The 14257-nt window shown below is 66.1% G+C and carries 11 protein-coding genes; 5 read left to right on the forward strand and 6 right to left on the reverse strand.

Going from position 1 to position 14257, the window contains the following annotated elements; all coding sequences use genetic code 11:
- Positions 1–5 precede the first annotated feature (5 nt).
- The 3 genes from SFC76_RS12090 (at position 6) to SFC76_RS12100 (ending at position 2852) form a co-directional block, all read left to right on the forward strand.
- Entirely contained in the window at positions 6–365 is a 360-nt protein-coding gene (locus tag SFC76_RS12090; protein WP_322849716.1) for a glyoxalase, read from the forward strand.
- Between the two features lie 380 nt (positions 366–745).
- Positions 746–1651: a site-specific integrase gene (locus SFC76_RS12095; RefSeq protein ID WP_322849717.1), complete on the forward strand. Its 906-nt coding sequence runs from the start codon at positions 746–748 to the stop codon at positions 1649–1651.
- Between the two features lie 7 nt (positions 1652–1658).
- Entirely contained in the window at positions 1659–2852 is a 1194-nt protein-coding gene (locus tag SFC76_RS12100; RefSeq protein WP_322849718.1) for an IS91 family transposase, read from the forward strand.
- Positions 2853–4273: 1421 nt separating this feature from the next.
- Here SFC76_RS12100 and SFC76_RS12105 read toward each other — a convergent pair.
- The 6 genes from SFC76_RS12105 to SFC76_RS12130 are packed head-to-tail and all read right to left on the reverse strand — an operon-like array spanning position 4274 to position 12218.
- The gene (locus tag SFC76_RS12105; RefSeq protein WP_322849719.1) at positions 4274–4888 is read right to left on the reverse strand and encodes a glycosyltransferase; all 615 of its coding nucleotides are present in this window, start codon (positions 4886–4888) and stop codon (positions 4274–4276) included.
- On the reverse strand, positions 4885–5544 hold the full coding sequence (locus SFC76_RS12110) for a phosphatase PAP2 family protein (RefSeq protein ID WP_322849720.1): 660 nt from the start codon (positions 5542–5544) through the stop codon (positions 4885–4887). Before SFC76_RS12110 ends, SFC76_RS12105 begins: the two co-directional genes overlap by 4 nt.
- A 47-nt stretch (positions 5545–5591) precedes the next feature.
- Positions 5592–6608 (reverse strand): YncE family protein, encoded by a 1017-nt coding sequence (locus SFC76_RS12115; protein ID WP_322849721.1) that lies wholly within the window; start codon positions 6606–6608, stop codon positions 5592–5594.
- Entirely contained in the window at positions 6605–9679 is a 3075-nt protein-coding gene (locus tag SFC76_RS12120; RefSeq protein WP_322849786.1) for an efflux RND transporter permease subunit, read from the reverse strand. The genes SFC76_RS12115 and SFC76_RS12120 overlap by 4 nt, the downstream gene beginning before the upstream one ends.
- A complete protein-coding gene (locus SFC76_RS12125; RefSeq protein WP_322849722.1) occupies positions 9679–10689 on the reverse strand; it encodes an efflux RND transporter periplasmic adaptor subunit in 1011 nt (336 codons plus the stop codon). Before SFC76_RS12125 ends, SFC76_RS12120 begins: the two co-directional genes overlap by 1 nt.
- 29 nt (positions 10690–10718) lie before the next feature.
- Positions 10719–12218: a TolC family protein gene (locus SFC76_RS12130; protein ID WP_322849723.1), complete on the reverse strand. Its 1500-nt coding sequence runs from the start codon at positions 12216–12218 to the stop codon at positions 10719–10721.
- Positions 12219–12243: 25 nt separating this feature from the next.
- On the opposite strand from SFC76_RS12130, the gene SFC76_RS12135 reads away from it, so the two are divergent.
- On the forward strand, positions 12244–12918 hold the full coding sequence (locus SFC76_RS12135; RefSeq protein ID WP_322849787.1) for a response regulator transcription factor: 675 nt from the start codon (positions 12244–12246) through the stop codon (positions 12916–12918).
- On the forward strand, positions 12915–14243 hold the full coding sequence (locus tag SFC76_RS12140) for a HAMP domain-containing sensor histidine kinase (RefSeq protein ID WP_322849724.1): 1329 nt from the start codon (positions 12915–12917) through the stop codon (positions 14241–14243). Before SFC76_RS12135 ends, SFC76_RS12140 begins: the two co-directional genes overlap by 4 nt.
- Positions 14244–14257: the final 14 nt, after the last annotated feature.

A 14257-nucleotide genomic window follows, 5' to 3' on the forward strand; every position in this document is an offset into this window, starting at 1 on the left:
GACCAATGCAGCAGCGTATGACAGCGATCCTCCCGTGCAACGATCTCGACGCGGCTCAGGGCTTTTTCGAGCGTCTGGGCTTTACGCGCGACAGCGGAAGTCCCGACGAGTACCGGATGCTGAGTGACGGGCATGGAGGAGATATTCACCTCAATCCTGCCGTTGCCGGCTGGCTGACGCCGGGCCGCAACCCATTCGGACTATACCTCTACCGCGAGGACGTAGACGCCTTAGCCGCCGCCTTTGCAGGCGAGATCATTGAGCCGGGCGGGGTCAGCGATAAGCCTTGGGGAATGTACGAGTTCGCGCTGAACGGCCCTGACGAAACGCTCGTGCGTGTAGGTTGGCCCAGCCGACTTCGTTAGGCACGCCGCTGCCGCGAGTGCCTTCCCACGCAGGAACTTGTGAAGAGAATCCGGCTGCGCCTATCGCGCTGACGGACGCCTGCGAGTTGCAGTTACCCGAAATCTGTTCCTGAATGCGCTTTCCCGAGGCGGACAGTTGGAGACGGAGAACCGGGAAGCCGGGAGCCTCCCAAAGCAATGAGTTTCGGGAAAGCCCCTGGCACCGGTGAGCGGGCAAGATTGGTCATGCGGCGGTCGACCGCTCAGCGGCTGCGGAGACCCAGAGCACGAAGCCGCTGCGCGGCATTGGTGCGGGTGGTGAGGTAGCGCGCTTGCGCTGAGGTTTGGCCCTGCGGCAGCGGGGGCAGACGATGGGGTTCCTTCAACGAGAGGAACTCCCCATGGCTACCCTACCCATCGGATCGGCCGTCACCCCGCTGCGCCAGCGGATGCTCGACGACATGGCGATGCGCGCGATGCGGTCGCGGACCCAGCACGACTATGTCCGCCATGTTCGCGCCTTCGCGGCCTTTCTCAAGCGTTCGCCGGATACAGCGACCGCCGAGGACGTGCGGCGCTTTCAGTTGTACCAGCGCGAACACGGCGTCAGCGAGTCCACGATCAACGCGATAGTATCGGCGCTGCGCTTCCTGTTCGGGGTGACGCTCGACCGGCCCGACCTGTCGCGCAAGCTGGTGCTGGCCCCTCGTCCCCGGAAGCTGCCCGACGTGCTGAGTGTCGATGAGGTCGGACGGTTGCTCGAGGCGGCACCGGGCATCAAGTACCGGGCCGCGCTCGGCGTGGCATATGGTGCCGGCCTGCGCGTGTCCGAGGTCGCGCACCTCAAGGCCGACGACATCGACAGCAAGCGCATGCTCATCCGCATCGAGGAGGGCAAAGGACGCAAGGACCGCAACGCCATGCTGTCGCCGCAGCTGCTCGAGTTGCTCAGGCTGTGGTGGCGCGAGGGCAAGCGGCGCAGCGTCCTGCTGCCGCACGGCTGGCTGTTCCCCGGCCGCAGCTACACCGACCCGATCTCGACCAGGCAGTTGCACCGCGCCGTCTGCGAGGCGGCCGAGGCGGCAGGCATCCGCAAGCGCGTCAGGCCGCACACGCTGCGGCACAGTTTCGCTACCCACCTGCTCGAGCAGGATGTCGATATCCGCGTCATCCAGGTGCTGCTCGGGCATAGCAAGCTGGAGACCACCGCGCTGTACACCAAGGTCGCCACCCGGACGATCCGGGCGGTCACCGGCCCGCTCGACCGGTTGATGGCGCTGATGGAGGGCAGGACGCCGGCCGGGTGACGCCCAAGTGCGCGCCTCGCTCGAGGTCGCCGACATCTTCCGCACCGCCGGTCCTGCGTATCGGGCCGCCCGTGCCGGGCATCTGAGCCTCGACCAGCTCAAGGTCATGTCAGCGATAGAGACTTGCCGGACCGCCGTCATGGGTGGGCATGTCGAGGCCTGCACCGACTGCGGGCACTGGCGGGTCGCGTATAACTCCTGCCGCAACCGGCACTGCCCGCGGTGCCAGGGCGCGGCCGCGCGCACGTGGCTTGCCGAACGCGAGGCCGACCTACTGCCGGTCGGCTATTTTCACGTCGTCTTCACGCTCCCGGCCGAGGTCGCCGACATCGCGCTCCAGAACAAGGCGGCGGTGTATGGACTGCTGTTCCAGGCGGCGTCAGAAACGATGACGACCATCGCTGCGGACCCGAAGCACCTTGGCGCCCGTATCGGCATCACCGCGGTGCTTCATACATGGGGCTCGGCGATGACCCACCACCCGCACATCCACATGATTGTCCCGGGCGGCGGACTATCGCCGGACGGCAGCCGCTGGATCTTGTCACGCCCGGCGTTCCTGCTGCCGGTGCGCGTGCTGGGAAAGCTGTTCCGACGCCTGTTCCTCACTCGGCTGACTGCACTCCACGATATGGGACGGCTTGCGTTCTACGGCAGCCTCGCGCACCTTGCCGACCGGCGCGCGTTCCTGCGGCATCTGGCCCCGGTCCGGAAGAAGCGCTGGGTGGTCTATGCCAAACCGCCGTTCGCCGGACCGGAGACGGTGCTTGCCTATCTGTCGCGCTACACGCACCGCGTGGCCATCTCGAACAGCCGGCTCATCCGCTTCGACCAGACCGGCGTCACCTTCCGTTACAAGAACTACCGGGCTGACGGTGCCGACCGCCAGCAGGTCATGACCCTTGCCGCCGATGAGTTCATCCGCCGGTTCCTGCTCCACGTGCTGCCCAAGGGCTTCCACCGCATCCGCCACTACGGCCTGCTCGCCGGCGCCACCCGCAAGGCGCATCTCGAATGTGCCCGCGAACTGCTCGGCGTTGCGCCAGCCGCCGTCGAGGCACCGGCCGTGGAGCCGGAAGACACCCGTCCGCCATGCCCGTGCTGTGGCGGGCGCATGCTCGTCATCGAAACCTTCGAACGCTGGCGACAGCCACGCGCCCCACCGCCGGGTATCAACCCGACCGGGACCACCCCGCCATGACCCGGCATGGCCCGAATATATCCCGCCGCGCAGCACCTGCGCTTCCGGCAAGAATGCCGTTCGCGCCGACGGTGTCGCCAGTCGCACTGGCACTTGCCATGATCCGCAGTTCACGCCGACATCCATCTCTGACGCCGCGCTCGATTGCCCCCTTCCGGCACGTCGGAGCGCATCTCGCCACCCGCCGCGCCCGTCGGCCAACCACACGAAAACCGCTTTCCCCATAGACCACCGCCCGTAGCCCGCGGCTTCCTGCTATGGAGGAAATCGTACACCTGCCGGTGCCCGATTTCCTTCACACACTCGGACGTTCAGGCCGCCCTGCTCGCTTCCCAACTTCGGTCGTTCGTTCATGTCGACTGATCCGCTCAATGGCCGATGCGCCGCGATGTCGCCGACGTCGCTGCCGAAGACCGCGACACGCACCCAGACGCTTGCAGGGTTCGCCATCGCTGCGACAGGCGGAGCAAGCAGGCGGCGCCGCGTGATCGCTGCGTCGGCCGCGGCCCTTGTGTGGCAAGCGCTGTTGCTGTCTCGTCACGCGCACGGACGCTGCCGACTTCAACGTGAACCATAGCCGATGCCCGATTCATTGCGATCGTCGCCAGCCGCACCAGCGCTCGCGTTCGTGCGACCCAGCCGTCCGCTGCCGCCTGCGCCGTGCCGATCTGGGCGAGGCTGTTGGTCGATCCGGTCGGCACCCCCGCAGCACCGACCGGCGGCACGACGATCTCGCCGCTCGTGCCACGGACCTGCGAAGTCATACCATCACCGACCCCTACGATGCGGATACCAAGCCGCTGCACCGCTTCAGGGGCAGTGTCAGCCGCAGCAGATCGCCCTCATGCGCAACCGTCTCAGCCTTGGCAGGCGGTTCAGGTGAAGAGGCAGGTTCGGTGCTGCAGCCTTGCAGCAGAAGCGCGGACAACAGCAATGCGGGCGGCACGGACGGTCGGATCAGCCGGACCGCCTATCCCGTCCTCATTGGAGCGAGCTTGGCGAAACTATACGATGCCCCAATGTGAAGGATTACCGGATCGGCTGCGCACCAAGTAGCTGCGCTGGCCACTAGCGTTTGCGCAGCAATCCACATCTTGCCGACTAACCCCGATAGCAGGTTGGGGATGCAGCAGGATCATCACAAGCGCGGCGCACGCGAAATGACGCCATCGACGAGACGGCGATCTATGAGTCCTTTGGGAGGGGATGAATAGCAAACCGAGCGCAGACATCGCAATCATGACAATTCCAACGGTTATATATACCATTATACCTATCGGAAGTCTTGTAGAGTTTCCTAATTGCTTTTTCGAGCTACGCCCATTAAGTAAAATACTTAGATATTTTTTCACATTTAATTAATTTTGCTTTTGCAAGCTAATAATTTTATGCGGGCTATAGCCAAACTTAATTGAGGGATATCACGAATGTTCACTAAGGTAACATTCTTGTAATTTAAACACATTTCTCGCTTTCTCATCCTCATTGGCGGCGATAATAGTCACGTCTCGCGCCAGCGCGGAAAGGATCAACGGTGACAAGGATCGAGGATCGTGCGAGACGGAAATAACGACATCGACGCCCAGAAGGTCGATCGCCAAAGCTCTGTTCGGCTCGTGGAACGTTACGACAGCATCAATCCCAAGCGCCTTCGCCCAGCGCTCAAGGCGCCACCGGTGTCGGCCATAACCCCTCAGGGTCAGGCGGTCGCCAAGCCTGCCAGCCAGAGCGAACGCCCGGATGGCAGCCGTATAGCCCTTTCGATCGTTCAGCCGGCCCACGACTAAAAAGACCATGGGAGCGTTGCGCGACAGTGGAACAGTTCGGTTCGCGCTTTCGCTCGTCGATATCGAGGGGTCGTCAGCAGAGTCTTGCCCCTCGTCAATTGCGACGAGAGCGTCCTGCGATACTGAGGTGAACGGAGACTTGCCCGGTCTTGCACTGGCAACCGAAGCTGGGCTGGGGAACGTAAGCTGGATCCCGCGCGGGTGCACTGCGTGTTTCACACCGGCTATAAGCCGAGAAAGCCAGTTCATCCGACGTGCTCGCTTATGGAATTTGCCGACTGTCCACGCCCGGACCGACCCGGGTCGACGCGAGCGAAAATCTTTGCGGCCAAGACCGTCCAACCTAGCCCAAAAGCCCAGCCAGCGGCGACGTCGGTCGGCCAATGCACGCCAAGGACGATGCGCGACGCGCCAATTGCCAGCACTAGGATCAAAGCCCCGACGACCGGAATCCGTTTACGAGGCCGTGTCACCTGAGTCGCCGCCACAGCTAGCGCTAGAGTACCGTAGACGTACGCCGAATTCATGGCGTGTCCGCTGGGGAAGCTTGCGGACTGGACTTCGACGAGGTGATTGACCAGTGTCGGTCGAGGGCGATCAACCACGAACTTGATCGCGCTGGTCATCATACCGCCGGTGGCAGTGGCACCAGCGATGTAAACCGCTTGTGGCCATCGGTGTTTAGCCAGGAGATAGCTCAAAGCCGCAATGGTGACGATCCAAAGGGTGAGGTTGTTTCCTAAAATCGTCAGCCTGCGGGCGAGTGTGACGACGGATCCGTAGTCCCCCGTGCGCTCCCGGACCCAACGTAGAATGACTGGATCCAGCCCCGTGACACTGCCACGGAGAAGAATCGCTAACGCCATGAGCAAGGCACATCCAACAAGCGCCGCCACTGCTGCCACGGTGATAAGCCTTGAGGGCTCGGCGTCTCGGTTCTCTCGATGCGGCATCATCCCACGGGCCGAACGACCAGCACCCTGAACGTGCCCGGCTTGGCGACCGGGCGTCCGCCGGCCGTGACGGGGGGATCGAACGAGGCGGTGGGCAAGTAGATCGCCCCGGCGTCTGCATCGAGCGCGCCGGTGCGTGCACCGATCGCCGTCTTCACGCTGCCGACCTGTCCAACGTGCAAACCGTCCAGCGAGAGGATGTCGAGCACGCCGTCCTTGCCGCAGGGGACGAACGCAAGGCGGCGTTTGGCGTCGAGGATAACCGCGTCCGGGCCGGCCCCGATTCCGACCAGCTCGGTCAGGCTGCGTCGTTTGGCGCTGACGATGGCCGCCTTCCCGTTCGCGCAGGCGGCAATCAGGCGATCCGTTTTCGCATCATAGGCGAGCCCGGTAGGCGCTTCGCAGCCCGGCAGGGCAATCGGCCTGGCGGTCGTTCCGCTGGCGACGTCGACGACGTCCATCTCGTTGGCGTCCTCGTTGTTCACGAACAGGATGCCACCGGGCGTCAACGCGGCATATTCGAGCGCCGGCTTGACCGTCACCGTCCGCACCGTCTTCAGCGTCGTGACATCGATGATCGACACGGTTCCGGCCTGGGCGTTCATGACGAACGCCGTCCGGCCGTCATCGGACAGGATTGCCGCATCGGGCTTCTTGCCCACTGCGATGCGACCAATTTCGCGACCGTAGTCGGCTGTGAGAAAGCGGACCGACGCGTCGTCGCCGCTCGTCACCAGCAGGCGATGACCGGCCAGCGGCACCACCGCGTGGCCGTGCGCGATCGATCCGATCGATCCGATCGCAGCCTCACGGTCCGTGTCGATGACCGTGACGGATCCCGATCGTGCGACGTAGAGGCGATGAGCCGCCGGATCGACACGCGCGTAATCCCAGCCTCCTGCATCAGGGCCGGGGATCGAGGCCGTGACACGGTAGACGGGTCCAGGTTCAGCAGCCCCCACCGGAGCGAACATGGCGAGAGCGAGTGGGGCGGCGATCGTCAGAAACTTCGTCATCGAACGGTCCTTCGCTGAATAATGGTGAGCGCATCGGCGTCGCACGGCAGCGTCAGGCGCACGAGCGAAGGCATGGCGAGCAGCACGAGCGGATATTGGAGCAGCAAACCGGCGATGATCGCGATCGCCAGCGGTTGCTGGATGCCGGAGCCCTGACCGATCGCCAGCGCCAGCGGCAGCAATGTCAGGATCGCCGCCAGCGTGGTCATCGTGATCGGGCGGAGGCGATTGCGGCTCGCCTCGCGGGTCGCCGCGGCGGGCGGCATGACGCGGCACAGCTCCTCGAACTCGGAGACGTAGAAGATCGCCATTTCGGTGCCGATGCCGATGATCATCGTCATCCCCATCAGCGCGGTGATGTTGAGGTCGACGCCAGCGAGCCACAGGGCGGTGAAGACCGCGGTGGTCGACAGGAGCGAGCAGCCGATGATGATGACCGGCAGCCAGAACCGACGGTAGAGGACGAGAAGCAGCACCAGTTCGGCAATGAGGGCTGCGCCGAACACCTTGATGAGACCGGCGAACGCGATCTGCTGCTGCTGGTAGAGGCCGCCCAACTCGTAGCGAACGCCGGGTGCCAGCACGCCGGGTTGGTCGAGTGCTCTTGTGACGTCACCGACGGCAGCCCCGATCCCACGACCCTGGATACGCCCGGTCACGGCGACCATCGGCTCCAGATTTTCGCGGGCGATCTGCGGCTGTCCGACCACCGCCACGATGGCGGCGACGCGCGACAGCGGAACGACATGGCCATCGGCGGCGCGGATAGGCAGCTGCGCGAGCCCGGTCTGGCTGAGCGTCATCGCCTGGGGGAGCCGGACGCGCACGTCGATCGCCTTGTCGGGACGGGCGAGAGTGGTGGCGACCGTGCCGCTCAGGGCGGTGGACAGCTGTGCCTCGACGTCGGCGGGGGCGACGCCTTCCAAACCGGCGCGGACCGGATCGACGTGGACGTCGAGGGCGTCGCCGGCCAGCTGGACGCCGTCCTTCACTTCGACCACGCCGTCGATCTTCTCGATCAAGGCGGCGACCTTCTTCGCCTGCGCATCGAGCACGGTCGGGTCGGATGCATAGAGCTTGATCTCGATCGGCTGCGGGACGGCGGTCAGATCGCCGATCAGATCCTCGATGAGCTGAGCGACCTCGACCTGGACGCCGGGCACCTTGACCCCAATCTCGTCGGCGACGTCAGCCGCCACTTCCTCGGTCGTCCGGCTGTGCTTCGGCTTCAGCCGGACGAAATAGTCGCCGTGATAGCTCTGCCCCAGATCACCGCCGAGACCTGTGCCGAGTCGCCGCGAGAAGGTCAGCACCTCCGGATTTCTCTGGAGCAGACGGTCAATCTGGCCAACCTGACGCCCGCTCTCGTCCAGCGAAGTCCCGGGCGAGGTATAATAGTCCATGACGAAGCCGCCTTCGTCGACCTTCGGCATGAAGCCCGTCGGCACTTTGGAATAGCCGATATAGCCGATCACCAGCAGCGGCACGAGGATGACGAGCAGCAGCCAGGGTCGGGCCGACAGGCGGTCGAGGCCCTTGTCGTGAATCGCGGCGAGCCGCCCCTCGCCGGCGACGCCGGGGTCTCGCCATTTGCCGAAGTCCACCAGCCAGCGCACGAGGACCGGCACGACGAAGGCGGTCATCGCCCACGAAATGGCGAGCGCGGCCGCCATGGTCACCGACAGCGCCTTGGAAAAGGCACCAGTCACCCCGGTCAAAAATGAAAGCGGCACGAAGACGATCAGCGTCGCGAGGCTCGATCCCGTCAGCGGTGCCATGAACTCTCGCGCGGCCGGAATAACTGCCGCATTGCCCGCAACTTTCCCATCCGGCTTCACCTCGCCGGCGCGACGGGCGATGTGCTCGACCATGACGATGACGTCGTCGATCAGCAGCCCTACCGCCGCGGCGATCCCCCCCAGCGTCATGATGTTGAAGCTCATGCCCAGGATGCTCAACACCAGCACCGTTGCCGCCAGCGTCGCCGGCACGACGATGATGGCCACCAGCGTCACGCGCCAGCTGCGCAGGAACAGGAGGAGCACCAGCGCGGCGAGCACGAGGCCGATCAGAACCGCATCGCGGACGCTGGCGACCGACTGGGTCACCAACTCGCTCTGGTCGTACCAGTTCACCAGCCTGACCCCGACAGGCAGCCTCACGCCCGCCAGCTTGGCCTGCACTTCCCGTGCGATCTGCACCGCATTGCCGTCGGGCTGTTCGTAGATGTTGAACAACACCGCCGGCTTTCCGTCCTCGACGATCCGCTGCCAGACGGGAACGGCACCGTCCTGCACCGTCGCGACATCCCGCACCCGAACGACCCCCGCCGGGGCCGCCTTGACGACGATGTCGCCGACTTGCGCGGCACTGGCGACGCTGCGATCGACGATGACGAGCGAGAGGCGGCCACGATCCTGAACCTGCCCCACCGCGCCCAGCACATTGCCGTTGCGGATGGCGGTCGCGAGATCAGCCATCGCGAGTCCGTAACTTGCGAGCCGTTGCGGATCGGCGAGCACCTCGACCTCGGCGGTGTCGCCACCCTGCACACCGACCTTGGCTAGGCCGGTGACGGAGGACAGCAACGGTGTGATCTGAAGCCGCGCAAAATCCTGGAGCTGCGCAGGATCGGCAGTGTCGGAAACGAGCGCATAGGAGATGATCGGGAAAACCGTCGGGTCCATCCGCCGGACATCGTACTGCGTGCCGGCAGGCAGCGACGGCAGGATACGGCCGACCGCGGTGTCGACCAGCAGCGTGCTCGCGATCATGTCGCGGCCCCAACCGAAGTCGATCGAGATCTGTGCGGTGCCGCGTGCCGTTTCGGAGCGGACGTTGTTGACCCCGGGGATGGCGCGAATTGCCTCTTCAACCGGGCGGGTGATGGTCAGCGCAGTCTGATCTGCCGGACGGCTGCCGGAGTCGAGGTCGACCACGACGCGCGGGAACGACACCTGGGGGAACAGGCCGATCGGCAGCGACAGCGCCGCCACGATCCCTGCGAGCGCGAGTGCCAGGCCGATCAGGACGAACGCGCGCGACTGGGTGCGTAGGAGGCGCTCGAGCATCAGCGTCTCCGGACGGCGTCGCCGTCCGCGACCTGATAGGCGCCGGCAACGATCAGCGGGAGGCGCAGCGACAGCGGGCCATCGACCACATCGCCAGCGTCCGACGACAGCCTGACGGTAACCGGCACCGCCTTGGCCTTGCCGGCCTGCACCTGGAATATCCGCGGGCCACCTCCGGCGGTGACCACGGCCGCGTGCGGTACGACCCATCCGACGATCTGGCCGATACGGATGTCGACCTGCATCGGCTCGCCCGGCAGAAGCGCTCCCGCCGGGAAGGACAGGTCGACGTCGACCATCTTGGTCACGGCATTCAGCGCGCCGTCGACCCGAACGACACGGCCATCGAGCGTGCCGCCTCCCGACAGACGCTTCAGCGAGGCCCCCTGCCCGACGGCGACTGCTCCACGCTGCGACGGGTCGATCCCGACCGTAACGACGATCCCGCCCGATCGCGCGACCGTCAGGATCGTGGCGCCTGCGGCGGTGCGATCACCCTGGCCGACGGCAACTGCGGTGACGACGCCTGCAAAGGGCGCCACGATAGTGTGGACCGGAGCGCCGGCCCCCTCGGCCCGCAGCGCAGCGAGAGATGTCCGCGCGTCCGAAAGTGCCTTGTCGGCCTGCACCAGCTGATCGATCGTCGCGAGCTGCTGGGTGAGCAGCTGCGCCGTGCTGGCGCGGGCCTTCTGCGCGGCGGCCAAGGCGCTCACCGCCTGCGCATAGGCGCTGCGTGATGTTGGCGCTGTGACAAAGGTCGCCAGCGACTGACCGGCCTTCACCGTGCTCCCCGGCGCAACGAAAAGGCGAGTGACCTGACCCGGTTGCGCCTCGTTGAAGGTGCGCGTCCCGATCTCGGACGGGGCCACTGAGCCATAGGCGGCGATGACCGCGGGCAACGCCCCCTGCCGGGGTGCGACGGTGCTGACGAGGACGCTGGGCGTCGGCGTTGCGCTCGCATCCGGCGTGGTGGACGTCCCGCTGCACGCCGCGACCGGCAGCAAGAGCAAGGCGGCCGATATCCTCGACTGGGTTGGCCTCACCGATCAGTTCCAGATTGTTCGGCGGAACCGTCGATCGTCGGCAACCCGTCGCCGACCAGCGTCTGGATGGCGACCTGACGATCGAACAGTGCGAGTTCCAGGGTCATGATCTCCTCTTCCTTGGCGAAGCGGTCGGAGACGAGGTCGACATAGCCCCGCTCGTCGATGTTGGAGGCGCCGAACGCCGCCTGCGCCCGGGCCGCCGCGGTCCGGGCGGCGGGCAGATCGCGGCGGGCGATCGCCAATTGCGCCGCGAGTTGCTCGTACTCGCGCAGCAGCGCGCCGACCGTGCCGGTCGCGGTCGCGAGCCGCGCCGCGTAATCGGCATGAAGCTGCGCCCGTGTGGCGCGTGCGATCGCAACGTTGCCCTGGTTGCGATCGAAGACTGGAATGCCGACCTGCACGCTCGGCCCGCCGTTGATGACCCTGGAACTGTCGCTGGAAACGGAGCCGCCAAGGATCAGGTCGGGGAACTGTGACAGGATCGCCACGCGCAACTGTTCGTCCGCGGCGGTATAGCCGAGGCGAAGCGCGAGGAGGTCGGGCCGGCGATCAGGCAGCGTCGAAAGCGCCGCACGGATGGCGGCGGGGTCGAACGACGGCAGGTCGGGGGCAGCAACGAGCGGAACGACCGCCTCGGGTGTCAGGCCCAGCAGCGCGTTCAGCTGGTGGCGTTGCGACAGCAATGTCTGGTCGAACGTGTTGAGCGACGTGCGCGCCGCCTGAAGCGCAAGGCGGTCCGGGGCGACAGTGACGAGCGTTACCGTCCGGGTGGCGAGCGCGCGCTCGAGCTTGCCGTTCCGGTCGGCCAGCAAGTCAAAGGCTGCGACATAGGTCGGTCGACCGCGCGTGCCGATGATGATGTCGGTTGCGATCTGGCGTGCCTGCCCGGCGATTTGCCATTCCTGCCAGACGAGATCGGCCGCGATCTGCCGCGTACTGGCCGTCGCGGCGCGGCGACGAGCGCGATAGGTGACGAGGCTTTTGATGTCCTGGGCCAGCCCCAGATTCCAAGCAGGTACGGCGCCAGCTCCCGAGAGCAAGGGCAGGAACGCGCCCGATAGCGAGGGATTGGCGAGCACCGCCGCCTGCGTCGCCTGCCCCGCCGCGACGCCCCGCTTCAGCCGGGCCGCCCGCAGGTCCGGGTTGTTGGCGAGCGCCAGCGTCACGACCTGCTCGACCGTCAGCGGCATCGACGGGGCTGGTCCGTCGAGCGCGGCAACCGTCGGGGCCAGCGGCGCCGTCGTCGCCAGCGGCAGCGTCGAATAATGCGCGCACCCGGCGAGCGTCGTCGCGAACAGGAGAGCGATCGATCGTCTCACGCGGGGTTCCTCATGATCGTTCCGCTCCGCAGGGCCGCGCCCTGCTGCCCGGCCGTCGTCCCCTATCCCGGCGAGCCACGCTCCCAAAATTGTATAACCCCAACGTCGCGCCCGCGTGTGCGAAGGGGCGTGCGCCGTGCGACAAAACAGGCCAATCATGTCGGCGATGGCCATGGCCGAGGCGGCGCTGGGAACGACGATGCATATCCTGATCGCGGAAGACGACGATCCCACCGCCCGGCTGGTGGAGCATGGCCTGCTGGAGCGCGGCCATTCGATCGTGCGTGTCGCCGATGGTCCCGAGGCACTGAGTCGCGCCTCGACGGATCCATTCGACGTGGTGATCCTAGACCGGATGCTGCCCGAAATCGACGGCATCCAGATCCTGCGCGGGCTGCGCTCGGCTGGCGTGAAAACACCTGTCCTGCTGCTCACGGCGCTGGGCAGCATCGCCGACCGCGTCACCGGCCTGGAAGCGGGTGCCGACGATTACCTCGTCAAGCCTTTCGCCTTCGCCGAACTCGCCGCGCGCCTTGACGCGCTCTACCGACGACCAGCGATGACCGAGGGGCCGACCCGGTTTGTTGTCGGTGACGTCACGCTCGACTTGCTACGACGGGAGGCGCGCCGCGGCGAGCGCGACATCCGCCTCCAGCCGCGCGAATTCGCGATCCTCGAACAGCTGATGCGCCACGCCGGACAAGTGGTGACGCGGACGATGTTTCTGGAGAGCGTCTGGAATTTTCACTTCGACCCGCAGACGAACATCGTCGAGAGCCATCTCAGCCGCATGCGAGCGAAGCTCAACGAGGGGTTCGACTACGACCCGATCGAGACGCTGCGCGGCATCGGTTATCGCATGAGAACACAATGACGGACCTCTGGCGCAGCGCGGCCTATCGCATCGCGTTCACCTACTCCGCCGCCTTCGCGCTGGCGATCGCGGTGCTGGGCGCGTCTGTCTATCTGGCCGCGGACGCGGCGTTCCGTCACCAGCTGGACACCGGCATCGCCGAGGAGATGACGGACCTTGCCCGGACCTATCGCACGGGCGGACTCGACGGCGTTCGCGCCGCGATCGACACCCGCCGATCGGGCGCCAGCAACGCCTATCATTACGCGCTGCTCGATGCGGCGGGGCGGCGCGTCGCCGGCGCGCTGGACACCGTGCGCCCCCCGCCCGGCTGGTCCGACATCCGCTTCATCGATCCCGCCGAGGGCGAGGATGCCGGCCGTGCGCTTGCCCGGCCGATCGGCGGCGCGACGCTGGTCGTCGCGATCGATCCGGAATCGCTCGAACGGCTGGATGCGGTCATTCTCCTGCTGTTCGCCGGGGCCTTCGTCATCGTCCTGCTGCTCGGCACCGTCGGCGCGTTGATCCTTGGCCGATACCTGCGGTTGAAGCTCGCGCGGATCGGCGACACCGCGCTGGCTATCGTCGCGGGCGACCTGTCACAGCGCATCCCGATCGGCCGACGTGGCGACGAATTCGACATCGTCGCCACGTCGGTGAACGCAATGCTAGACCGGATCGCGCAACTGCTCGACAATCTGCAACAGGTGTCGAGCGACCTCGCGCACGACCTGCGCACGCCGCTGTCGCGGCTGCGCGGGTCGCTGGAGGCGGCACTGGACGGCCCGTCCGATCGCACGACGCTCAAAGCCGCATTGCGCCAGAGCGACGACATACTGGCGCTGTTCGCGGCAATCCTGCGCATATCCGAGGTCGAGGGCGGCGGGATCGGTCGCAGCATGGAGATGCTCGACGTTGTCGAACTCGCCAGCGACCTGTGCGAAACCTACGCCCCGGCGGTGGCCGATGGCGGTCGTACGCTCACTTGTAATACGATCGGAGGAGCGCTGGTGCGCGGCGACCGGGAACTGCTCGCGCAGGGGCTCATCAACCTGCTCGACAATGCGCAGGTGCACACGCCCCTCGGGACGGGCATCACCCTTACCGTGACGCGGCAGGAGGGCACCGTCCTGCTGAGCGTCGAGGACGATGGTCCCGGTGTACCTGCGACGGATCGCATACGGATCGTCCGCCGCTTCGTCCGGCTGGAGGAAAGCCGCAGCCGTCCCGGCAATGGGCTGGGGCTCAATCTCGTCGCCGCGATCGCCGCCTTGCATCGGGGGCGGCTCGTTATCGAGGACAATCGTCCCGGCCTTCGCGCGATGCTCGTCCTCCCGGCTCCCTAATGGACTCCGGCCGC

It is taken from the genome of Sphingomonas sp. CD22, from assembly GCF_034556155.1.
Classification (GTDB): Bacteria; Pseudomonadota; Alphaproteobacteria; order Sphingomonadales; family Sphingomonadaceae; genus Sphingomonas.